The 24,329-nt window shown below is 44.5% G+C and carries 22 protein-coding genes; 13 read left to right on the top strand and 9 right to left on the bottom strand.

Annotated features, from left to right (window positions below; translation table 11 throughout):
• Positions 1 to 3: 3 nt before the first annotated feature.
• The 8 genes from J7623_RS01095 (at position 4) to J7623_RS01060 (ending at position 8,692) form a co-directional block, all read left to right on the top strand.
• Complete coding sequence (locus J7623_RS01095) at positions 4 to 1,059, top strand: endonuclease/exonuclease/phosphatase family protein (RefSeq protein WP_291916232.1); 1,056 nt, start codon at positions 4 to 6, stop codon at positions 1,057 to 1,059.
• Positions 1,060 to 1,087: 28 nt separating this feature from the next.
• Complete coding sequence (locus tag J7623_RS01090; protein WP_291916230.1) at positions 1,088 to 2,230, top strand: endonuclease/exonuclease/phosphatase family protein; 1,143 nt, start codon at positions 1,088 to 1,090, stop codon at positions 2,228 to 2,230.
• Between the two features lie 113 nt (positions 2,231 to 2,343).
• Complete coding sequence (gene cysS / locus J7623_RS01085) at positions 2,344 to 3,888, top strand: cysteine--tRNA ligase (protein ID WP_291916228.1); 1,545 nt, start codon at positions 2,344 to 2,346, stop codon at positions 3,886 to 3,888.
• A gap of 20 nt (positions 3,889 to 3,908) precedes the next feature.
• Positions 3,909 to 4,901, top strand: coding sequence for a M28 family peptidase (locus J7623_RS01080; RefSeq protein WP_291916225.1), 993 nt, complete (start codon positions 3,909 to 3,911; stop codon positions 4,899 to 4,901).
• Positions 4,902 to 4,959: 58 nt separating this feature from the next.
• Positions 4,960 to 5,601, top strand: a complete 642-nt coding sequence (locus J7623_RS01075) for a DNA-3-methyladenine glycosylase 2 family protein (protein WP_291916222.1) — start codon at positions 4,960 to 4,962, stop codon at positions 5,599 to 5,601.
• A gap of 41 nt (positions 5,602 to 5,642) precedes the next feature.
• Positions 5,643 to 6,263 (top strand): alpha-ketoglutarate-dependent dioxygenase AlkB, encoded by a 621-nt coding sequence (locus J7623_RS01070; RefSeq protein WP_291916218.1) that lies wholly within the window; start codon positions 5,643 to 5,645, stop codon positions 6,261 to 6,263.
• A 16-nt stretch (positions 6,264 to 6,279) separates the two neighbouring features.
• Complete coding sequence (locus J7623_RS01065) at positions 6,280 to 7,185, top strand: hypothetical protein (RefSeq protein ID WP_291916215.1); 906 nt, start codon at positions 6,280 to 6,282, stop codon at positions 7,183 to 7,185.
• 109 nt (positions 7,186 to 7,294) lie between these two features.
• Positions 7,295 to 8,692: an META domain-containing protein gene (locus J7623_RS01060; protein WP_291916213.1), complete on the top strand. Its 1,398-nt coding sequence runs from the start codon at positions 7,295 to 7,297 to the stop codon at positions 8,690 to 8,692.
• A gap of 77 nt (positions 8,693 to 8,769) precedes the next feature.
• On the opposite strand, the gene J7623_RS01055 is transcribed toward J7623_RS01060, so the two are convergent.
• The 9 genes from J7623_RS01055 to J7623_RS01015 all read right to left on the bottom strand — a co-directional run bounded on the left by J7623_RS01055 (position 8,770) and on the right by J7623_RS01015 (position 18,990).
• Positions 8,770 to 9,198 (bottom strand): VOC family protein, encoded by a 429-nt coding sequence (locus tag J7623_RS01055; protein WP_291916211.1) that lies wholly within the window; start codon positions 9,196 to 9,198, stop codon positions 8,770 to 8,772.
• An 89-nt stretch (positions 9,199 to 9,287) separates the two neighbouring features.
• Entirely contained in the window at positions 9,288 to 10,055 is a 768-nt protein-coding gene (locus tag J7623_RS01050) for a helix-turn-helix domain-containing protein (protein ID WP_291916208.1), read from the bottom strand.
• Between the two features lie 89 nt (positions 10,056 to 10,144).
• A complete protein-coding gene (locus J7623_RS01045; RefSeq protein WP_291916205.1) occupies positions 10,145 to 10,483 on the bottom strand; it encodes an IPT/TIG domain-containing protein in 339 nt (112 codons plus the stop codon).
• Between the two features lie 208 nt (positions 10,484 to 10,691).
• Positions 10,692 to 11,438, bottom strand: a complete 747-nt coding sequence (locus J7623_RS01040) for a succinate dehydrogenase/fumarate reductase iron-sulfur subunit (RefSeq protein WP_291916202.1) — start codon at positions 11,436 to 11,438, stop codon at positions 10,692 to 10,694.
• Positions 11,439 to 11,453: 15 nt separating this feature from the next.
• Complete coding sequence (locus J7623_RS01035) at positions 11,454 to 13,364, bottom strand: fumarate reductase/succinate dehydrogenase flavoprotein subunit (RefSeq protein ID WP_291916200.1); 1,911 nt, start codon at positions 13,362 to 13,364, stop codon at positions 11,454 to 11,456.
• A 6-nt stretch (positions 13,365 to 13,370) separates the two neighbouring features.
• A complete protein-coding gene (locus J7623_RS01030; RefSeq protein WP_291916197.1) occupies positions 13,371 to 14,039 on the bottom strand; it encodes a succinate dehydrogenase cytochrome b subunit in 669 nt (222 codons plus the stop codon).
• A gap of 22 nt (positions 14,040 to 14,061) precedes the next feature.
• Positions 14,062 to 15,492 carry an anion permease gene (locus J7623_RS01025; protein WP_291916194.1) on the bottom strand — a complete coding sequence of 477 codons (1,431 nt, stop codon included), beginning with the start codon at positions 15,490 to 15,492 and terminating at the stop codon, positions 14,062 to 14,064.
• An 11-nt stretch (positions 15,493 to 15,503) separates the two neighbouring features.
• A complete protein-coding gene (locus J7623_RS01020) occupies positions 15,504 to 16,679 on the bottom strand; it encodes a porin (RefSeq protein WP_291916192.1) in 1,176 nt (391 codons plus the stop codon).
• 148 nt (positions 16,680 to 16,827) lie between these two features.
• A complete protein-coding gene (locus J7623_RS01015; protein ID WP_291916190.1) occupies positions 16,828 to 18,990 on the bottom strand; it encodes a S46 family peptidase in 2,163 nt (720 codons plus the stop codon).
• A gap of 207 nt (positions 18,991 to 19,197) precedes the next feature.
• On the opposite strand from J7623_RS01015, the gene J7623_RS01010 reads away from it, so the two are divergent.
• The 5 genes from J7623_RS01010 to recA all read left to right on the top strand — a co-directional run bounded on the left by J7623_RS01010 (position 19,198) and on the right by recA (position 24,254).
• On the top strand, positions 19,198 to 19,635 hold the full coding sequence (locus J7623_RS01010) for a hypothetical protein (RefSeq protein WP_291916188.1): 438 nt from the start codon (positions 19,198 to 19,200) through the stop codon (positions 19,633 to 19,635).
• 90 nt (positions 19,636 to 19,725) lie between these two features.
• Positions 19,726 to 20,325 carry a ribonuclease HII gene (locus J7623_RS01005; RefSeq protein WP_291916186.1) on the top strand — a complete coding sequence of 200 codons (600 nt, stop codon included), beginning with the start codon at positions 19,726 to 19,728 and terminating at the stop codon, positions 20,323 to 20,325.
• Positions 20,326 to 20,462: 137 nt separating this feature from the next.
• Entirely contained in the window at positions 20,463 to 21,950 is a 1,488-nt protein-coding gene (gene rpoN / locus J7623_RS01000; RefSeq protein ID WP_291916185.1) for an RNA polymerase factor sigma-54, read from the top strand.
• 14 nt (positions 21,951 to 21,964) lie between these two features.
• Positions 21,965 to 22,660, top strand: a complete 696-nt coding sequence (locus J7623_RS00995; protein WP_291916182.1) for a hypothetical protein — start codon at positions 21,965 to 21,967, stop codon at positions 22,658 to 22,660.
• A gap of 580 nt (positions 22,661 to 23,240) precedes the next feature.
• Complete coding sequence (recA, locus tag J7623_RS00990) at positions 23,241 to 24,254, top strand: recombinase RecA (RefSeq protein WP_291916179.1); 1,014 nt, start codon at positions 23,241 to 23,243, stop codon at positions 24,252 to 24,254.
• Positions 24,255 to 24,329: the final 75 nt, after the last annotated feature.

Here is a 24,329-nt window from a genome sequence, read left to right as displayed (position 1 = left end):
AGTTTGATCATATTGACAGGCCTGCTATTAAGTGCCTATCTTCCGTATCTCAACCCCGGCAAATATTGGATTACCGGGTTCTCTGGCTTCTTCTTTCCCCTCCTGTTTCCTGTTAGTTTACTTTTGATACCTGTGCTGTGGTGGCTTAAATACAAAAAACTGTGGTGGCTGTGCGGTATCGCAGTACTCTGTTGTATTCCCGCGGCATTGACTACCTGGGGCGTTCACATCTTCCCTAATAACAATATTGCCAAGCACCCCAATAGCCAGGAGTTTACCCTCATGACCTACAATACCAGCAGCATGGGGCTGATGGCCTATAAAACGGATAAAGACAAAGCTGCTGCTATCTATAACGTGGTACTGAAAAACAGTCCGGATATCCTGTGCATGCAGGAATTCTACAGCAATGATAAACCGGACCTGGAACACCATATAGACAGCCTGATGCAGGCAGGACATTACACCTACCATTATTTTACCTGCGACAAAACCGGGTGGAATACCTGGCATTACGGCATCGCACTGTTTTCCCGCTTTCCAATAGCGACTGCCCAAGCTATTCCCTGTGGAGAAAGCAAGGCAGGCAGCGGCAGCACTTTCCTACAGGCAGACCTGGTGGTACAAAGCGATACTATCCGGGTGTTTTCGGTGCAGCTAACTTCGTATATGTTTAAAGGTGATGATTATGAAAATATGAAAGCCCCTGGCAGCTCGGGGCTGATTCATAAAATGCGGGCCACTTTCCGGAAAAGAGCTTCGCAGGCAGAGCAACTGGCGGCACTGATAGCTAAAAGCCCCTACCCGACTATTGTTTGTGGCGACTTCAATGATACGCCGGTATCATATACCTACAGAACGGTTAGCCGGAATTTGCAGGACGTTTTCCTGGAAACTGGCCGTGGTTGGGGACGTACCTTATCTTTTTTATCGCCCTCCCTGCGGATCGATTATATCCTGGCGCAGCGGCTCTTTCGTATTCATGGAGGGCAGGTGCTCCCTACACATCCTTCAGAGCATTTCCCGGTTATGGCCTGTCTGTCGTTGAAAAAATACTAACTTTAGTACTTCAACAAAGTACGACGCGGTGCGATTTTTACGACTCTTTACGAAAGGATTTTTTCTGATCATCAACTTCGCCGTGGTATTACTTTTCCTGGGAGCCTGCCTGGCGCCTTATATTTCGCCGGCGTGGTTTTGGCCCATCAGTTTTATTACACTGGCATTCCCGTTTTTACTGGGTGTGTTGACCATATTCCTTATCGGGTGGCTATTTTTTAATTATCGCTATGCCTTGCTATCCCTGATTGCGCTATTATTGGGATGGAAGTCTATCAGTGCTTTTGTGGCTTTTCATCTGCCTTCGGGCAATAAGGCGGCAAAGGGCGACAATACGCTCACCATCATGAGCTATAATGTTAGCCAGTTTGGACTATACCGGGAAAGGGACAGTAAATACAACCGTCAGGCGATGTTTGCCATGATAAAAAAGCAGGAGCTGGATATTGCCTGCTTCCAGGACTTCTATACCTCGGAAAAAAAGAATGATTTTAACAACCGGGAAGATATTTCAAGGGAGATGTCCCTGCCGTATCGTTACTTTTCCAGCGATTTTAACCGTGATGGTATGCAACACTGGGGATCTATCATTTATTCCCGTTTTCCGATCATTGCATCCGATAAAGTGAAGATGAGCGTAGGTCCCAGAAGCGAGAGCCTGATTTATGCAGATATCGTAAAGGGAAATGATACCATCCGCATTATTAACATGCACCTGGAATCATACCGGTTTGATAAAAAAGATTATACGGCCATTGAGAAAATAAAAAAGCAGGAAGATACGGGGTTGAAAGCGACTAAAAGCATTATCCAAAAAATGCGGGAAGCGTATATACGTCGCAGTCAACAGGCCGATATTGTAGGCAGTTTTATCCGGGAAAGCCCTTATCCTGTAATCGTTTGTGGTGATTTTAATGATACCCCGGCCTCTTATACCTACTTTACCATTAAAGGGGATTTACAAGATGCTTTTCTGCAAAAAGGTTTCGGAATAGGGCGTACTTTTACAGGGCTGGCGCCTACATTACGTATCGATTATGTTTTTGTGAGCAACCATTTTAAGGTAAATAGCTTCCGGAAAATCATTTCCGACCTGTCTGATCATTATCCTGTAATTGCCAATCTGAGTTTAATGGGCAGTGGAAAAACGGAAGTAGAAGTAAATAAATAACTGTAATCATTATGAAAATGTATCATATCTATTGGATAGAGCGATGTTGTTCCGGGATTTAATCGTACCCGGAAAACAATTTTTATCTTTGCCATCCATCAATAAAAAATAAGATGTCGGAATCCGGTAGCCCGGACGGCATCTGTCATTTACAGCATATGTCAGAACTCAGGATATACAATTCATTACATCGACAAAAAGAAGTATTCACCCCCTTACACCCTGGCCACGTAGGCATGTATGTGTGCGGACCAACCGTATCAGGAGAGTCGCACCTGGGCCATGCCCGCCCGTACATCACATTTGACGTGGTATTTCGCTATTTAAAGCACCTGGGTTATAAAGTACGTTATGTACGTAATATCACCGACGCCGGTCACTTTGAAGAAGAAGGCCGCGCCGCAGAAGATAAGATTTCAAAGTTTGCCATCCTGGAAAAGCTGGAACCTATGGAGCTGGTACAGAAATACACCAACCTGTACCACTGGGCCATGCTGCAATTCGGCTGCCAGGAACCCAGCATAGAACCTACTGCTACCGGTCATATCATTGAGCAGATAGAAATGATTAAAACCATCATGGAAAAAGGCTATGCCTATGAAGTAGATGGCAGTGTATACTTTGACGTGAAAAAATATGCCGCCAGCCACGACTACGGCATTTTAAGCGGCCGTGTACTGGAAGATATGCTGGAAACCACCAGGGAGCTGGAAGGACAGGATGATAAACGCAACAAAGCGGATTTTGCATTATGGAAAAAGGCGCCGCCTGAACACCTGATGCGCTGGCCAAGCCCATGGGGCGAAGGTTTCCCCGGATGGCATATTGAGTGCTCTGCCATGAGCGCCAAATATCTCGGTGGTCAGTTTGATATCCACGGTGGTGGTATGGACCTGCAGTTTCCGCACCACGAGTGCGAAATAGCGCAAAGCGAGGTAGCACATGGAGAAATGATGGCCCGTTACTGGATGCACAATAACATGATCACCATTAACGGCCGCAAAATGGGAAAAGCTTACAACAATACCATTAAGCTCACTGAAATGTTTTCCGGCTCCAATCCGCAGCTGGATAAGCCTTACAGCCCCATGACCATTCGTTTCTTTGTGTTGCAGACACATTACCGCGGTACGCTGGATTTCTCCAATGAAGCCCTCCAGGCTGCTGAGAAAGGCCTGCAGCGCTTATGGGCCGCCTATGAAACTTTACAAAAGCTCACGTATACCGGCAGCAACGGACAAGGCATTAATGAGGAACTGGACAAACAGGTACGTACCTGGTGCGAAGAATGCACGGAGTTCATGAATGATGACTTCAACACGGCAAAAATACTGGCAAATCTGTTTGAACTGACACCTGTCATCAACTCGCTGAAAGGCGGGCAAATAAAAATGCACGAACTCAGCGAAACTACTTTCACCTTGTTACAGGAAACCTGGAAAACCTTCCTGGTAGACATCCTGGGCATTCAACAGGAAGTAATTACCGGTGAAGATAATAAACTGGATGGGGTGTTACAGATGCTGATTGAAATGCGGAAAGAAGCGAAAAGCCGTAAGGACTACGCCACTTCCGACAAAATCCGGAATGAATTATTATCTATTGGCGTGCAGTTAAAAGATGAAAAAGACGGATCTGTTTCATACAGTCTTCAATAAACTAAATATTTCCGAAGATAATGCGTAAAGCTCTTATTACGCTGACTGCGCTGGCCCTTGTGGCTGGCGCCTGTCAGCAGAATGGCCAAACAAGCGACAACAACAACGACAGTACCGGCGCCAGCAAGGTAGCCAAGCTGGATGTACCGGTGCCTGTTTTCCAGGCAGATTCTGCATATGCTTACACCGCAAAGCAGGTGAGTTTCGGACCCAGAATACCCAATACACCAGCACAGGAAAAATGCGCCAATTACCTGATTGGTCGTTTCCGTTCCTGGGCGGATACGGTATATGTGCAAAAAACCACCGTTACCGGCCCTAAAAATGAGAAGCTACCCTGTATTAATATCATCGCCAGCTTTAATCCGGCAGCCAAACAGCGCATATTACTACTGGCCCACTGGGACACCCGTCCCTGGGCAGATGAAGATGCTTTTGACAAAACGAAGAAGCTGGATGGCGCGGATGATGGCGCCAGCGGTGTAGCAGTACTCATGGAAGTGGCCCGTCAGTTCCGTTTACAGAAGCCGGAAGCGGGTGTTGATATTTTATTGGTAGATGTGGAAGACTACGGTGCCAAAAATGATGAAAACTCTTTTTGCCTTGGCACCCAGTACTGGGCTAAAAACCCTCATGTACCAGGCTACAAGGCTAACTATGGTATCTTGTTGGACATGGTAGGCGGCCGTGGTACACAGTTTTATATGGAAGGCTCTTCCAAGCAATATGCACCTGCACAAATGAAAATGTTCTGGGATGTAGCTAACAAACTGGGCTACTCTGATCAGTTCCGTTATGAAAACAATGGCGCTTTTATCACAGATGATCATATTGCGGTAAACACCATCGCTAATATCCCGACATTTGATATCATTGCGTTGCAGGCTAATAACGACTTTGCTCCTCACTGGCATACACAGAACGACAACATGGATGTGATAGATAAAAAAACACTGCAATCAGTGGGTCAAACCCTGCTGCAGGTGATCTATACACAGCCTTTCAATTATTAATCAGGGACTGGTATTCCGGGGTGGATGACAAGTGACGTATTTCATTAAAAAACGTATTATGCCCAAATCAACAGGCGCTCCGGAAGCCAGGCGGATTCACTACCTGGACCACCTGGGCAAAGATAAAAAGCTCGGAAAAATTATTGACGGCCCATTAACGGAGCTGACTATACGAAAAAATATCTGCCTGAAGCTGATCGGCTCTATTATGAGTCAACAGCTGTCCGTTAAGGTAGCGGATGTGATCTACTCCCGCTTCCTGGACCTTTACGGCCGCAAGGAACCTACTGCCCAACAAATACTGGATACCCCGGCACTGACCCTTCGCGGTATTGGTTTGTCCAACGCCAAAGTCACCTATGTGCATAACGTTGCTGCTTTTGTGATTGCAGAAAAAGTCACCGATAGTAAGCTGAAAAAAATGGATGATGAAACCATCATCGCTTATTTGACGCAAATCAAGGGCGTAGGCCGCTGGACGGTGGAAATGCTGTTGATGTTTTACCTGGGCCGGGAAGATGTTTTTGCCATAGATGACTGGGGGTTGCAGCAGGCCATGATTAAACTATATAAACTGGACCGGGACAACAAGAAAGAATTCAGGGATCAACTGCGCAAAATATCGGCGAAATGGTCGCCCTACCGTACTCATGCCTGTCGCTATCTGTGGTCCTGGAAAGATAATACGCCCGACAAATAACTCCACATATACACTGCGTAGCGTGTTCTTAAATTTATAGTATGAATGTGCAGGGAAGTTTCTTCGACGATGGGGATGCAGCCAAAGAGATTTCATTACTGAATGGAGAGCTGGCCTATTATCCACAGTTTTTTACGACAGTGGAAAGCGACGATTTCATGCGTATACTAACAGACAGCATTGCCTGGAAACAGGAGTCAATGATGATGTATGGGAAACCTGTTTTATTTCCGAGGCTGATGGCCTGGTATGGCGACGCTACCTCTTCTTACCGCTTTGCCGGGACTACTTATTCCCCCGAAAGCTGGACGCCCGCCCTGGTACAAATACGCGAGCGGATTACCCCGGTAAGCGGACATGCTTTCAACAGTGTACTATTGAACTTATATCGTAACGGAAACGACTCTATGGGCTGGCACGCCGATGATGAGCCGGAGCTGGGCCCAGAACCGGTGATTGCCTCTGTAAACTTCGGCGCTACCCGGCGCTTCATGCTCCGGTATAAAAATGATCATTCCCGCAAATATGAGCTGCCGCTACAACATGGCTCCTTACTCATTATGAAAGGCTCCCTGCAAACCTACTGGGAACACCAGGTGCCTAAAACTACTAAAGTAAATACGGGAAGAATTAACCTCACCTTCCGATTCATCAACCCTTAAAAACCGAATGTATCTTATGAAAAACCACGTGCTATTAATTGGAAATGACATCAACAACATCTCCAGCGGACAAAGCTGGAAAGACCTGCTACAGGATATTATCACCTTCTGCCATGCAGGCGACTGTGTAGAGCTGGACAATAAAAAACCTTTCCCATTGTTGTATGAAGAAATCTTTTTAACCGCCAGCAAAAATCATAAAATCCGGGAGAAAGACCTGAAATCATTCATCGCTATCAAAGCGGCGGAGATTAAAGGCAATCCTATACATAGCGCCATCAGGGCGCTTAAACCGGCGCATATCCTTACCACCAATTACGAGTTCACACTGGAAGGCAGCACTCCGTTGGAAAATACCAGTCTGATCAACGAAAAGTTTTACAGCATCTTCAGAAAATATAAAGTTGGGGATACTAATTACTGGCATATACACGGTGACTGCCTCAATCCAATGAGTATTAACCTGGGCTTTGAGCACTATGGCGGACAATTACAGATGATGCGCAACTATGTAGTCAGCGGTACCGTGTATACGTCTAAAGAAGTACCACGGCGTTCATTACTACGTCGTATACATTCCAAAGAAGTATACTTTCATTCGTGGATTGACTTATTCTTTACGGATGATATTCACATCTTCGGCTTATCGCTCGACTTTGTAGAAACAGACCTGTGGTGGTTACTGACCTACAGAGCGCGACAAAAGTTTCACCATAAAAATGTGCCGGTACCTAATAAAATATATTATTACATCCCCGAAGAATATGTAGTGGCATCCAAATTCAAGCTGGATTTACTTGCTGCCAATGATGTAACGATCATTGCTTTGCCGGGAAAAGATAAGCTGGCCTATTATGAATCTATTATATATGGCATTGGCAAAACAAACAAAACAGCCCACCATGGCTGTGTTAGCGAATAGTATATGCCTCAGAGTGAGTCTGGCAGCGTTTTTGAAAAATATAGCCTATTGTAACAAAAGATAAAACCTGATCGTTCCTTTTGTTGTTATTTATTAAAATCTATATTTTATGCTATTCGAATTAGCCATCACGCTCGCCACAACTTTCATGGCCCCCATTCAAAACAAGCCAGCACCTGCAAAAACACAGGTGATCTATGTGAAAGAAACCAAGGAGCCCTGCACAGGAGTGGCGCCTATGGAGTGTTTGCAGATAAAAGGCGTTAATGACGCAGACTGGTCCAATTTATACACCAACATAAACGGCTTTAAATACGTACCTGGCTACCGTTATAAATTGAGAGTAAGAATTACCCCGGTAAAAAACCCGCCAGCAGACGCCCCTAACATTAAGTACACTTTAACAAAAGTGTTGGAGAAAAAGAGAATTCGTACCAGTAACCAGTTAACAGGTATCCTCAACAAAAAATGGGTACTGGTTCAAATGGATGACGCCAACATTTCTGATGGGAAAACCTGGCTGGAATTTGACGCTGCCAACAAACGCGTTTCAGGTAGTGCCGGTTGTAACCGCACCATGGGAAGCTTCACCTCCGCTGGTAATAATATTACTTTCAGTAAAATGGCCGGTACGCTGATGGCCTGCCCGGATAGAGATATCATGCAACGCGAAGGCGCCTTCCAGCAACATTTAGGCGACCAGACTTTCAAATATGAAGTGGTAGGCAGCAATGTAAACCTCCTTCAAAACGGTAAAACTGTGATGCAATTCAACCTGCAGCCGAAAGGTAGTACTTCCGGAAATGCAGGCATTACCGGCAAAAAACTAACCCTCACCCAACTCAATGATGAAAGTATCAGCAACTCTGGTGTATGGATTGAGCTGGATGCCAAAAAGAAAAACTTTCACGGTAAAGGTGGTTGCAACGGTATCTCCGGTGGTTATACTATGGCAGGAAATAAAGTCTCCTTCACCAGAGGCGTTAGCACCATGATGGCCTGCCCGGATGCCGATGTAATGCGCCGCGAATCCACCTTTCAGCAATTACTTGGAGGACACAGCTTTACCTATTCCGTAGAAGGCCAAACTGTAACGTTCTCTCAAAATGGGAAAGCAGTGATGCAGTTTGCAATAGAAGATCCAAGCCCTGACAGCAAACAATGGGCTTTCATTGCCAGCAAAAAATGGAACGTAATTAAAATGAATGATGCCACATTGACCAATGCCGGTATGTGGATAGAATTTGATACAGATAAAAAACGTTTCCACGGTAAAGGTGGCTGCAACAGCATTTCCGGTGGTTATAACGCCACAAAAGAGGAAATTAAATTCTCTGCTGTTATCAGCACCCGCATGGCTTGCCCCGATGCTACTGCCATGCGCCGTGAATCCGAGTTTATCAAACTGCTCAGTGAAAATGCTTACCGGTATGATGTAGCTGATCAAACACTCAACCTGTATAAGGATGGAAAAATTATTGTCATGTTTGGTATGCAGGATAAATAATAATGAACTATAAAAAGTGAAGGCAGCTGATAATCTCCAGGTTATCAGCTGCCTTCACTTTTTATAGGTATATATCATCAGGAAGGAAGTACTACTTCTCCCCGCTCATTCAGCTCCCAGAAAGGGTTGTGTGCTACTTCAAATATATGCCCTTCCGGATCGCTGAAATAGCCGCTATAACCGCCCCAGAAAACCTCCTGTGCCGGTTTAAGAATTTCCGCACCCGCTTTAGCAGCAAGTTCTAATACGGCATCTACTTCATCCCTGCTCCTGGTATTATAGGCCAGCGTGATACCACTGAAGCCTTTCCCCACTGACGGCTGAAGCGCATCCTTTGCTAACATTTCCCGGGAATAAAGCGAAAGCACCATTCCGCCCAGCGAAAAAAATGCAATGTGTTCGTTACTGGCCGCAGATTTTTTCCAGCCTAGTCCTTGTTCGTAAAATTTTAATGCACGTGAAAGATCACGCACGCCCAGTGTTATTAGTGTTAATCGCTGTTCCATAAAATAGTGGCTTTATAACTGATTTATGAAGGTAAGACGACCTGAAAAATATGATTTGTATAAAAACGACAATTATAGTACCTCTCTATTTAAAGGCGCTGTAAATACGTAGTAGGGCTCACGCCTGCAAACGCGCTAAACTCGCGTGTCAGATGTGCATGATCATAAAATCCATTCTCTAATGCCAATGATAATAAGGGTGTATTGGTACTTCCTTTCAACTGCTGTTTAATGGCGATAAAGCGTACAATACGGGAAAATTTCTTGGGAGATACACCTACTGTTTGCAGGAAATGTCTTTCGAAATTACGGGGACTCATAAACACAGATGCAGCCAGTGCTTCTACTGCAACATTGCCTTTGGATTGCTGGATCTGCGTAATAGTATGGTGTATACTGCCGGTGATCACTTTCTTTTCCGGAAGTTGTTGCAACAGGAATTTTTCCAGGCATCGGATTTTTGCCGGCACTGAACGTTCCTTTGCCAATATAGGTTCCAACAGGGTATGCCAATTTCCCGCCATTACTTTTAATGGCAGGTGTATATCTGTAATCAGTTGTAAAGGCAACCCGATAAAGGCATACAGGCCTCCCGGCCGGAAACGGATTCCCAGCAATTGCGTACCTGCTGCTATCTGCGAGTCCTGGAAAGCTGTCATGGTGCCTACTGCAAAAGCAGTATGTGGGGCAATTTTGTCACCATTGTCGATGGTAATTATTTCTTCCCCGATATTAAATATAATATCGGCACAAGTATCCGGTAAAATACGCTGTTGGCCCAACGACACCGTGGTGCTTACCCAATAGGCATCAACATAATCCATTAGCAAATGATGTGGCCGTATCTCCTTGTACATATAGCAAGTGTAGGCAAAAAAAGTGAATTAAAACAGAATGGGTAGAGATCTTAACAGATCCCTACCCACTACATTTAACTCACACTCTTTTAAAAGCTGGCCGCTACCAACTTAGGATGATATGCAAACATCATTGCGTTAGAGATATTTTCACCAACTGTAACTACAACAGGAACAGTGGCAACTTTCTGTGCAGGCACCTGTACCAGCAGGTAATTCGACTCTGCCCGCAACACCTGTGCAGGCACCGTTCCAAAGATTACTTTGTTCAGGTTTTTGTCTTCACTAAAACCATGTCCTTTAATGATCAGGAAATTACCTGCATTACCAGTTACTACTTCAGTGGTGTTTTCTTTCTGATTAGGGGAACAAGCCGTCATGGCTGTTATCAACAGCATAATAGCTGCTACAAACATTCTAAATTTCATCTTATTAATTCTTTTGGGGGGTCACAGCCCTGTTAACAAATAATTCACCGGGGTTAACACTATTGCAATTGCAACTCTTATCAGCAACAGCATATTTCGGTATTCAAACGGACGCAAATTTACGACGTAATTTTCAAAAAAAGACACGTATCCTAACTTATTTTTAAAATAAGTAGTATTACGTGTACGGGCCTATGAAAAGTTGATTTTACTTTTTCAGTACCTGTGCTTTGTTATACTCATAGTTCATGCGGGCAATGTGCAGCACGGATATTTGTTGCGGACATTCTGCTTCACAGGCTTCCGTATTACTGCAGTGGCCGAAGCCTTCTTTGTCCATCTGATCCACCATTTTTCTCACCCTTTCCTGTGCCTCTATTTTGCCTTGCGGCAACAGTACCAGGTGCGATATTTTTGCACTGGTAAATAAGGCGGCACTGGAATTTTTACACACCGCTACACAGGCGCCGCAACCGATACAAGCCGCTGCATCAAAGGCGGCTTCCGCTGTTGGGGAGCCGATGGCCATGTCGTTTGCTTCTGGTGCCTGTCCTGTATTTACGGAAATGAATCCCCCCGATTGTATCACACGGTCAAAGGCAGTACGATCTATCTTTAAGTCACATTTTACGGGAAAAGCAGTTGCACGGAAAGGCTCTATTACAATTTCTTCATTATCGGTAAATGTGCGCATATGCAACTGGCACGTTGTTGTATTCGCTAAGGGTCCATGCGCACGTCCATTAATCATAACACCACATTGCCCGCAAATACCTTCCCGGCAGTCGTGATCAAACTCCACCGGACGCGTACCGTCCTGCAACAACTGCTCATTCAGCGTATCCAGCATTTCCAGGAAAGACATGTGCGGATTGATATCTTCCAACGTATAATTCACCATTTTACCAGGATCCTGCTGATTTTCCTGCCGCCATATTTTTAATCGTATACGCATAACCGTTAGTTTAAGTTATTTGTAGCTTCTTACTGTAGGTGTTACAAATTCGAAATGCAAAGGCTCTTTATGTAATAATGGCGGTTTATCTGCGCCCTCCCATTCCCAGGCAGATATAAAAGAGAAATCCTGGTCATTGCGCATCGCCTCTCCTTCCGGTGTTTGGTGTTCTACCCGGAAATGTGCACCACAGGATTCGTCACGGGCAAGTGCATCATAACACATCAATTCTCCCAGCTCCAGGTAATCCGCTACTCTACCGGCTTTCTCCAGCTCTGTGTTAATCGCATACCCACCGGGCACGTATAAACGCTGCCAAAATTCTTCCCTTAATGCTGCTATTTCTTTAATCGCTGCTTCCAGTCCTTCTTTCGACCGGCTTAACCCACATTTATCATATAAGATCTTCCCCAACGTTTTATGGAAATAATCTGCACTTAAATTGCCCTGTATGCCCATGAGCCTTTTTAACTGTTGATGTACATTTTCTTCAGCAGCCGCAAAGGGAGCATCCCTGACATCTATGGGCCCTGCTTTTATTTCATCTGCGAGGTAATTGGCCATTGTGTAAGGTGCAATAAAATAACCGTCAACACAGGCCTGTAAGAGAGAATTGGCACCTAACCGATTTGCGCCATGGTCAGCGAAGTTGGCTTCTCCCAAAGCAAACAACCCGGGAATGGTGGTCATCAACTCATAATCTACCCACAGTCCGCCCATAGAAAAATGGGCCGCCGGAGAAATACGCATCGGTTCTTTATACGCATCTACGCCGGTAATTTTTTCATACATACGAAACAGGTTGCCGTATTTTTTACGAATGGTATCTTCTCCCTGATCTTTTATGGCTTTGGAAAAATCGAGATACACTGCATTTTTTAGCGGGCCAATGCCATAACCCGCGTCTATCCGCTCTTTGGCGGCACGGGAAGCGATATCGCGGGGAGACAGGTTACCAAAAGCCGGGTACCTTCTTTCCAGGTAATAATCTCTTTCTTCCTCTGGTATCTGGTTCGGCTCCCGCTCTTCCCCTTCTTTCTTCGGTACCCAGATACGCCCATCATTTCGCAGGGACTCCGACATCAGCGTGAGCTTTGACTGGTATTCGCCGGACTGTGGTAAACTGGTAGGATGAATCTGGGTCCAGCTCGGGTTGGCCATATAAGCACCCCGTTTATGCGCCCGCCAGATGGCAGAACCATTGCAGCCCATAGCCAGCGTAGACAAATAATAAATTTTACCGAATCCTCCGGTGGCAAGTACCACCGCATGTGCGCCATGACGCTCCAGTTCCCCGGTATCCATGTTGCGAACAATTACGCCTTTCGCTTTTCCACCAGCGACCACCAGGTCAAGCATTTCATGACGGGCAAACAATTGCACCGTGCCGGCGCCCACCTGTCGCATGAGCGCCTGATAAGCACCCAACAGCAACTGCTGACCTGTTTGCCCCCTCGCATAAAAAGTACGGGATACCTGTACGCCACCAAAAGACCTGTTGTTCAGATACCCGCCATATTCACGGCCGAAAGGCACTCCCTGTGCCACCGCTTGATCAATCAGGTTAGCACTACATTCTGCCATCCGGTATACATTGCCTTCCCTGGCGCGGAAGTCGCCGCCCTTAATGGTATCATAAAACATACGATAAACGCTATCCCCGTCATTCTTATAATTTTTACAGGCGTTAACACCGCCTTGCGCGGCCACAGAATGAGCTCTCCGGGGTGAATCCTGGAAACAAAAACTCTTTACGTTATATCCCATCTCTCCCAGCGAAGCCGCAATAGAGCTGCCAGCCAGCCCCGTTCCCACCACAATTACAGTCAGCTTCTTTCTATTGGCCGGATTTACCAGCTTTGCATGTGCTTTATAGTAACTCCACTTGTCTTCCAGTGGCCCGCCCGGTATTTTTGCGTCCAGCATAACCAACTATTTTAAGAAATGAACATAAATGGGCATGGCGGCAAATCCGGCACTGATGCCAATACTAAATATCCAGCCTATCATCCTGACCCAACGCGCATATTTGGGGTGATAAAGCCCCAGCGTGCGGGCCGCACTGAAGAAACCGTGTAACAGGTGATAACAAAGCGCCACCATACAAATCACATATAAGATCACATACCATAATTCGCTGTAAACACTTACCACCAGTATATATAAATCTTTATGTCCGTTGGCGTCCAGTGGCAGATTGCCGTATTTGTATACGTACCAGAAGTCCTTCAGGTGAATAACCAGGAAAATAAAAATGATGGTACCCAACAGCCCCATATTACGGCTGTACCAGGTACTTACGGCGCCCCGCCGGTCGTAGTGATACTTTACATTCCTTGCCCGGTTATTAGCCAGCGTGATAATGATAGCATATATCACATGTCCGATGATACTGGCAAAGAGAATATAGGAGATGGCCTTGATAATGATGTTGTCTGAAAGGATACGGGAATAGAGATTAAACTGTGTATGCGCCCTGTGTGCCGGCAAAAACAATTGCAGGTTACCAGCAAGATGTATCACCAGGAAAAAGCATAGAAATAATCCTGTAAATGCCATCCAGTTTTTCCTGGATAATGTTTGCTGCTTCCATTGACCCATAAAAATATATTTAACGATATATTTACCAAATACCTGATATTTTCCACCAAATGCCTCCCAGTCCCATCCATATAATAATCAATACCACACTTAAAATAAACCCGCATTTCCACCAGTCTTTCAGATCTACATAAGTACTACCAAAAAATACCGGCGCCGGACCATGTCCATAATGCGTAAGTGTGCCGAAGATGCCACCACAGAATCCCAACACCAACGCCAGCAACGTACCCGGCACTCCTACTGAAATACCTACTCCCAGGAAAGCAGAGTACATTGCCGCTACATGGGCTGTAGCACTGGCAAAAATGTAATGACTATAAAAATATACCAGCACAATAATCGGAAAGGCAATTGTCCATTTCATGCCCCCCACCTGTTGTTTCATCAGATCGCTGAACCAGGGAATAAAGCCAAGCGTATTCAGAAAGCTGGCCATCATTACGAGTGCAGAAAACCATACAATAGTATCCCAGGCTCCTTTCTCTGACTTCACATCCTCCCAGGTAAGCACCTGGGAAATCAACAGGAATACCAACCCTATCAAGGCAGTAGAGGTAGCGTCAATACCAAAAAGATCTCCGGTGATCCACAACACTAAAAGAATCACAAAGGCCAGGAGCATCAACCATTCATCTCTGTGTACCGGGCCCATCTCCTTTAATTTCTCTGCTGCCATTGCCGGCGCATCACCCGTCGACTTTAATTCCGGTGGATATATCTTATATAAAATCCAGGGCACTACAAGAATAGAAGCTATAGCCGGCACAATAGCGGCCGTAAACCACGACATCCAGGAAATATCAATCCCCATATTTTTCGCAAACTTCTGACACATAGGATTACTGGCAGTACCAGTTAAAAACATGGAAGAAGTAATAAGGTTCATGTTATAGCTGTTAAGTGTGAGGTAAGCACCTAACTTGCGATGTGTAGCAGGTTCTTCTGGTACAGATCCAAAGTTGATTGCCATAGACTTCATAATAGGATAAATGATCCCACCTCCCCTGGCGGTGTTACTGGGTACCGCGGGCGCCAGCACCAGATCTGCCAACCCCAGTCCATAAGCCAGTCCTAATGAACTCCTGCCAAATACACGGATAAACAAATACGCAATCCGTTTACCCAATCCTGTTTTAATAAATCCACGCGCAATAAAAAAAGAAATACCAATCAACCATATTACCTTGTCGCCGAAACTGCTGAGTGCCAGGGAAATTGATTTTGCCGGATCTCCGGGCGCCAATACGCCGGAAACGGCCACCAGCGTGATGGCGATCATCGACATAGTGCCCATGCTGGCTGCTTTCATGATAATACCTATAATAGTAGCCAGGAAGATGGCTAACAGATGCCAGGCCTCCGGCTTTACACCTGCGGGAGGCGGTATAAACCAGATTAACAGGCCCAGGGCCGCGGTAATTAATAATTGAGGATACTTGATTTCTTTCATATACACAGCCTTTAAAATCTACATTGTACCTGTGCAATCAGAAGATTGCTATTGTGTGTTTTGGTTCCTGAAATATCTTTATTGTATTGGTCTATTTGCATTCCTAACTGAATACGCCCTCCGTAGTCTTTCAAAAAAGCCAGGCTCACCATAGGAATATAAGACCGGCGTACATTTCCATTATGTTGCTCATCTTCATTAAAATACTCATACCGCATAGACACTTCAATGGAGGTTAGCTTATGATAATTAATCTTATACCGGAAGTTGGGAAGTACATATATCCCGTTCATAGTATAGTTACCAACGCCTCCTTTCCGCAGGCTATCCGGCAATGCATAATACAACTGGTGATTGTTGCCCTGCTTATATTCAGATTGTAACTGCAGATCCCACCGGGGCGACAGGGGGATTACTCCGTTAACATCTATCCCCAACGCATATACGCTTTGTTTCTTTACCTTGCCAAAACCTCCGTTCAGTCCCAGCGATATTTTATTCATATCTCCAAATTCCAGCCGGGCTGTACCCAGCTTGCCATTATCGTTATCTGATGGCTGGTTGCGGTTATTACCATTTACTACAGAGATGGCATACTTCATCGGCACCTTACTTTCTTTATTAAAGGCGCCGAACATAGATACCCCTATCTGGAAACTTTGCCAGCCATTGCTGCCAAAAGCATAGTATTGATTGGAAAAATCCATGGATTGAACAATGTCTACCGGAAAAAGGTCTTCCAATCCGAAAGAGGGCCTGAACTGCCCAATAGTAAAGTTGAAGGCATCATTCCAACGGTAAGAGATATAGGCATTTTCCAGGACTTTCCCTTTTGTGTCGCCGGAAAACTCCGCCAGATTCACCAGTATAGCAGCCGTAAATCGGTCGCTGACCTGTGCCTTGGCCTGTAAACGCGCTCTTTTAATACTGAAGCTGTTCCGTACTACTTCATCCGTGTTAGGCTGGTGGACACCATTAACATCTACATCCTTCACCAAAGAACCGGTGTAACGTGCCTGAAAAACCCCACCAAAAGAGATCTTCTTAATAAAACCGGCCAGCTTCTGTACAGCAGAATCTTTTGCAGTGCTGTCTTGTACAGGGGTTAATGACCAGGCATATGTATAGCTGGCAGTACAACAGCAAATGATCAAACAGATGGCAACGCGTAAAATTCGTTTATGCATGCACGGTTGTTATATAGTTTTGAACAAGGCCTTTTCCGGATAACAGCCTGATCAAAAAAAAGTTTGCCGGTTAACAGAATATCGGGATAAAAAAATCCCGTGCCGGTATAACCGACACGGGACATCTCTTTAAAAACATCTGCAGGCTTTATTTCACCAGCTTCAGCTCATTGATAATATTCTTAGCACCACCCAGTTTTTCGATGCACCATAATACATAGCGTACATCAACACAGATAGTACGATTGTATTCGGAATCAAACTGAATTTTGTGGCTCAGTGCTTCGTAGTTACCATCGAAAGCAAGACCGATCAGTTCTCCGTTAGCATTGATAACAGGAGAACCGGAGTTACCGCCGGTGATGTCATTAGTAGTAATAAAACCTACTACGATATCATTTTTGCGGGCATCTTTATATTGACCGAAGTCTTTTTTATTGTATAGATCTACATAATTGGCAGGCAGATCAAATTCGTAATCGCCCGGTACATATTTTTCGATTACACCTTTCATGGTGGTAACGTAATCGTAGTGTACAGCATCACGTGGAGAATATGGCTTTACCTGACCATAAGACAAGCGCATGGTAAAGTTAGCATCCGGGTACCTGTTGGCATTAGGATTCATCTGCATGACGCCTTTCAGGTAAGTGCGGCCCAGATCATTATTCTTAGCCACGAACTGGTTGTATATTGGCAGGTATTTACCTACAAAATTCTTAATAAAAGTACTGGCGTAAGCAAATGCAGGATCATTCTGCAGGGTTACTGCATCCGGGTTAGATACGAATGCTTTCCATTTGGCATCATCAAAAATGAAGGTATTGTTCATTAATGCAGCGGCCCAGGTACGGTAAGTATTTTCCTCATCCAGGCTGCCATATTTTGCCTTCAGACCATCGTAAAACGCAGCAGGTTGTTGCTCTTTCGCCACATCATTATAATACATACGGCAGGTAGCTGCAAGAATTTTCTGATCGCTTGGCTTGTTTTCACCTTCGAGGAAAGTGGTTCTTGCTTTATCAGCAGCTTCTATAGCTTGCTTTACTGCATCTTTAGGGGCGCCTGGTGTTACCAGGGCTTTTTCAACACCCATTAATGAAGCGGCGAAAGCTGCCACCGGAGAACCCAGGATACCTTCATTCAGGTAAACACGCTGTTTAGCATAGGGAGTCCATGCTTTATAATTAGCTTCGTAGTCGCGGAGAATATTGGCAAACTCTGGTTTATCCTGTGCCCATTTTGCAAAAGCAGCTTCTTCTTTTTGCTTTTCGGCCAGCACACCATGTTTTTCGAGTTGTTTGGTTTCCCCGTCGAAGAATTTCCAGTAGTTAGCGATGCCGGCATAAGAGGAAGCCAATTGCAGTTTTACTGCAGGATCTTTCTTCATTTGCTCAAACATAGCCTTGAGCCTTACATCTCTCAGGTTCACCAGGAATGGGTTCTCGATAGCTGTTTTCAACTGGATACCATAAGAGGTTTCATAGCGGTTGGTACCGCCAGGGTAGCCAAAAATCATGGCGTAATCATTTTCCTTTACTCCTTTGATAGATACAGGCAGGAAATGTTTAGGTTTCAGGGGAACGTTGTCTGCTGCGTAGGGAGCAGGTTTACCGTCTTTGCCGGTGTACACGCGGAAGATGGAGAAGTCGCCGGTATGACGTGGCCATTCCCAGTTGTCGGTGTCACCACCAAATTTACCCACACTTTCAGGAGGTGTTCCTACCAGGCGGATATCTTTAAAGCGTTCGTACACAAACAGCAGGTACTGGTTGCCTTTGAACATTGGAATTACCTTGGCTTCGTAGCCGGTATTGGCAGTAGCTTTGGTAATGATTTCGCCATAAGCCTGTTGTTCTTTTTTCGCTCTTTCAGCGCCATCAAGGCCCTTTACAGCCTCTTCCACCTGTTTGGTCACATCGTCTACTTTCACCAGGAATTGTACTGACAACTGGGAAGAAGCGATTTCTTCCTGTTTATTTTTTGCGTAGAAACCGTTTTTCAGGTAATTGTGTTCTACTGAGCTGGCGGCTGCAATAGCGCCGTATCCGCAGTGGTGATTGGTGAAAATGAGACCTTCATTGCTTACAATTTCTCCCGTACATCCACCACCAAAAATAACAATGGCATCTTTGAGAGAGGCTTTGTTGATGCTATACAGTTGCTCTTTGGTAAGCTTCAGCCCCTTCTTTACCATGTCATTGTAGGTTTGCTGCCCCAGTAAATAAGGAAGCCACATGCCCTCGTCTGCTTTAGCCCACTTGATACTTACGCTAAGCAATAAGAGCAAAACCAGTAATTTTTTTCTCATATTAAGTCAGGTTTTGTTTTTAAGGACCTCAAACCTAGCCTTTTTTTCGTTACCAGGCGCAGGTATAGGGATCAATGGCGTACTTATCTGATAATTATTTTTATATGATGCCGCCGGGATGCCAAAAACTGGAATATGTTTTGATAAGGGGGTAGAGCCTATAGGCTATGCCAATATTTTATTACCTTGAAAAAAAACGATTGCAGCATGAAAAAAATATTTTTAATAATAGGCCTCGCCGCATTTTTCGCCTGCAATGAGAGTAGCAGTCAGCAGGAAAAAAAGGAAGAGGTAAAGGAAAATCTGCAGAAAGCAGGTGATGAGTTGAAATCTGCTGCCAGCAATACCGGTGATTATTTATCCGAGCAAAAACAACTGGCAGAAGATGCGATCCGTGAAAGGATTAAAGACATCGACCAGACCAGTGCTGAGTTGAAAAAAGATGGTGATGAGAAAAGTGAAGCAGCGCGGAAAAAACTGGCAACATTAAAGGCACAGATGAATAAGAAGCTGGAAGAAGTAAAAAACAGCAGTGCAGAAACCTGGGATAGCACCCGTTTAGCGGCTGATCAGCTGATGAAAAAATCTGATAAGGAATGGACGGATTTCAAACAGAATTTCAAAGATCTGTTTAAGAAGGATTAAGCGCAATACTGCAGTATTCCTTCAAAATTCCACAGCCCTTGTTCCTTGTGCATTAATCTTGTAATTTTACCCGGCTTAATATATCAGGATTTGCTACTTTCTTATCATCAGGAATTATTAACAGAAGCCGGCTGTGATGAAGCCGGAAGAGGATGCCTGGCGGGTCCCGTATTTGCAGCGGCAGTGATACTGCCCAGGAAATTCAGGCACCCGTTGCTGAATGATTCCAAACAGATGAAAGCAGCCGACCGGGAGAAACTACGGACAGTGATCGAGAAAAAAGCTATATGCTATGCCGTAGCGAGTGTGGATAACGTAGAAATAGACAAGATAAATATATTAAAGGCTTCCTTCAAAGCTATGCATCTGGCATTGGAGAAGCTACAGCAACAACCGGAGTTCATATTGGTAGATGGTAACCGCTTTTATGCATATGGGAGTATTCCTCACGCATGTATTATACAAGGCGATGGTATTTATGCTTCCATTGCAGCGGCTTCTATTCTGGCCAAAACCTACCGGGATGAATATATGCAGCAGTTACATGCCAGCTATCCTCATTTCGGTTGGGATGTGAATAAAGGTTATCCGACTAAGCAACACCGCGATGCGATACGGGAATTTGGCGATACGCCCTATCATCGTAAAACATTCCGTTTGTTGCCGGAGCAATTAGAACTGGACTTATAGCTAGCTGTTAGCCATTAGCTTTTAGCGATTAGTAAATGCAGCGGACATCTGCAAAAACATCATCTTCGCTGCATTTACTAATCACTAAAAGCTAAAAGCTGGCTGCTGTTAAAAATTTTGCCCCCTGGGAAACAATTATGCTAAAGCAGACACAACAGCAAAAATTATTACAGAAGCTTTCACCTCAGCAAATTCAGCTTATGAAATTGCTGCAGGTACCTACTGTCAACCTGGAAGAAAGAATCAAAGAAGAACTGGAAGAAAACCCTGCCCTCGAATACGGTGAAGAAGCCGGTGAAGATGAATTTAAAGAGCAGGACGAGTTTGAAAGCCCTGCTGAAGAGGATGAATTTGAACCCGATGGCAGTGAAAATGAATACGACAATATAGATATTTCTGAATATGTAAGTGACAGCGACGATGATGTGGCGGATTACAAATTACGCGATGATAATTATCCCGATCCGGATGAAAGTAATAAAACCATTCCTATCCGGGTGGAAACTTCCTTCCACGAGCACTTACTAAGTCAATTGGGCATGCTGGAACTGGATGACCACCAGAACGCCATTGCAGAACATATCATTGGCAGTATTGATGATGATGGATATTTGCGCCGGGAAGTCAGTTCCATGGTAGATGACCTGTCTTTTTCCCAGAATATTGACACCACAGAAGAAGAGATTCATACGCTGATTAAGAAAATACAGGATTTCGATCCGGCCGGCGTATGCGCCACCGATCTGAAAGAATGCTTATTGCTGCAATTGAAGCGTAAATCGCAGGATGATGAAGGCGTACACAATGCTTATCTCATCCTGGAAAATTACTTCGACGAGTTTACCAAGAAGCACTACGAGAAAATACAAAAGGCGCTGAGTTTAACGGACGAAGGCCTGAAAGAAGCCATTACACAGATTATTAAGCTAACGCCCAAACCAGGTGGCAATTTTGCCACGCTGAATAAAGCGGAAAGCTATGTACTGCCGGACTTCTTCATCTTAAATAATGCCGGCAAGCTGGAACTCACACTGAATTCCCGCAATGCACCTGATCTGCGTATTTCCGGAGGTTACCGTGAAATGCTGAAAGAATATGACCGTGGTGATAAAAAGGATAAGCGTCAGAAAGAAGCAGTATTATTTATCAAGCAAAAAATTGATGCCGCCAAATGGTTTATAGATGCTATTAAGCAGCGGCAACATACGTTACTGTCTACCATGGAGTCTATCATGGATTATCAGCGCGAATTTTTCCTTACGGGAGATGAAACCACGATGAAGCCAATGATCCTGAAAGATATCGCGGATCGCACACAACTGGACATCTCTACGGTAAGCCGGGTAGCCAATAGCAAATATGTACAAACGGAGTTTGGTACCTTTAAGCTGAAGTTTTTCTTCTCCGAATCTTTGTCTACCGACAGTGGAGAAGAAGTATCTACGAGAGAGGTAAAGAAGATTTTATCGGATCTGATAGAAGCGGAAAACAAGCGCAAGCCGCTCAGTGATGAAAATCTGACGAAGATGTTGCAGGACAAAGGATATAATATTGCCCGCCGTACGGTGGCCAAATACAGGGAGCAGCTGAATATACCGGTAGCCCGTTTACGTAAAGAATTATAAGCACAATATATACCATGCAAGAACATGCAGTTTTAGACCGGAACGGGAATTTACAGGCGGCGCCGGAGTTTTCACCGGCAATGCGATCCCTCGCCCAGGTCATTTCCTACCTTACACATCCGCTGTTCATTCCGCTGCTGGTAACGTTTTTGGTGCTGGAGTCTATTCCGGAATACATGGTAGCGTTTAAAACTATCAGTAAACGTTTTGCTTTCGACATGTTATATTTCCGGGTAGCCATTATCAGTATTGGCTTTCCGGTACTAACTATGTTGCTGGCCAAAGCGTTGAAGTTTGTGTCCTCGGTATACATGAAAACGCAACGCGACAGGATTATTCCTTACGTAGCTATGATCACGTATTACTTCTGGGCATTTTATACTTTTTTACAGGAAGGCCGGGCGCCAAGATTCTATACGGCTTTCTTTCTGGGCATTTTTATCAGTGTCTGCATTTCTTTTATCTCCAATAACTTTATCAAAACCAGCATGCATACTGTTGGCTGGGGCGGCGTCATTGGATTCTTATTGTCGCTGATGTGGGGAATGCATATGAATGTAACCGTCCCCCTGGTTATCACTTTCTTTATTGCGGCTGTTGTGGCCACCGCCCGGATGGTGCTGGATGCGCATACACCCCGCGAAATTTACATTGGTTTCCTGATTGGTATTGTTTCTCAACTGGCCGGCTGCTGGATCCTGGTAAAATAAGGGGTTAATGGCCACTCTATTTTCTTATTCCCTGCTGGATATCCATACAGGGAACAGGAAGAACAGTATATAGAATGGCTAAAAAAAATTTTGGGGTTTAACCTGGACCACTTCACTGTATCACTTACACACATTGGATGCAAGGCCACAAGGCAGGCTAACAAACAATCTTAACAAACAGTAGGGGGATTAACTTTCAACAACTAAACTTGACAATACAAAAGTCAAACTTTCTGCGCTGATACTCAAGCGTATAACTACGCTTTTTAAAAATGCAGTAGAATTCTCATTTTCGGGGGTCTATAATTTTTTTGAGTCGTTTGTTGATACGCATATTCAATGCGTAATGGGTTCGCATCTTTGTTATGTCGTTAGGGATTAACCTTTAAAGATGAAGCTGTTAAGCAACAAACAAGGGTAATCAATAAGATACAAAAGCAAATACTATTTAATTTAGCATTTAAAAGAAATTGCTAAAAAATTTAGGAAAATAAAAAATTAGGTTATAACTTAGCAATCCAATTAACATGCTTTCTAATTGTGATCAGCTATCTTTTAAATTTGTAAAAACATTAATAACATGTCTACAGCCAATGCAGAAAAACTGAAGGCCCTGCGCCTCACAATGGACAAGATCGAGAAAGATTTCGGTAAGGGATCTGTGATGATGATGGGAGAAAAAGCAGAAGCACCTATGGAGGTTATTTCCACCGGGTCTCTGGGTCTTGATATTGCACTTGGAATTGGAGGTTTACCGAAAGGAAGAATTATTGAGATATATGGACCTGAGTCCTCCGGTAAAACCACTATTGCGATACATACTATTGCAGAAGCACAAAAGAAAGGTGGTATCTGCGCTATTATAGATGCGGAGCATGCTTTTGACAGCACTTATGCAAGAAGACTGGGAGTAGACGTAGATTCCCTGTTGATATCACAACCAGATCATGGTGAGCAGGCACTGGAAATTGCAGACCGCCTGATTCTCTCCGGCGCAGTAGATGTAGTAGTAATCGACTCTGTGGCTGCCCTGGTACCCAAAAGTGAACTGGAAGGAGAAATGGGTGAAAGTAAAATGGGATTACAAGCCCGTTTGATGTCACAGGCGCTGCGTAAGTTAACCGCTACCATTTCCAAAACAAATTGCTGCTGCATATTTATTAACCAATTACGTGAAAAGATAGGTGTGATGTTCGGTAATCCTGAAACAACCACCGGTGGTAATGCGCTGAAGTTCTACGCATCTGTAAGGCTCGACATACGTCGTATGAGCCAGATCAAAGATGGTGACGAAGCAATTGGTAACCGCGTGAAAATAAAAGTAGTAAAGAATAAAGTAGCTCCACCATTCCGCCAGGCTGAATTTGATATCATCTATGGCCAGGGAGTTTCCAAAATGGGAGAGATCATTGACATGGGGGTTGAATATGGTGTGATCCAGAAAAGTGGTAGCTGGTTTAGCTATGATACCAATAAATTAGGTCAGGGCCGTGATGCAGTAAAACAATTGCTGAGCGATAATCCTGAACTGGCAACAGAAATCGAAACGAAGATTAAAGTAAAGATCCAGGAAAAGCAGGATGCTGGTGAATAAGATGCTGGTGAATAAGTGATCGCTTTTTGAACGTTGTCAATACATTTTGATTAAATCTTACTTTAAAGATATACA

Source organism: Chitinophaga sp. (assembly GCF_017745275.1).
In the GTDB taxonomy this organism is placed as follows: Bacteria; Bacteroidota; Bacteroidia; order Chitinophagales; family Chitinophagaceae; genus Chitinophaga.
This window is presented reverse-complemented; position numbering and strand designations above follow the sequence as displayed.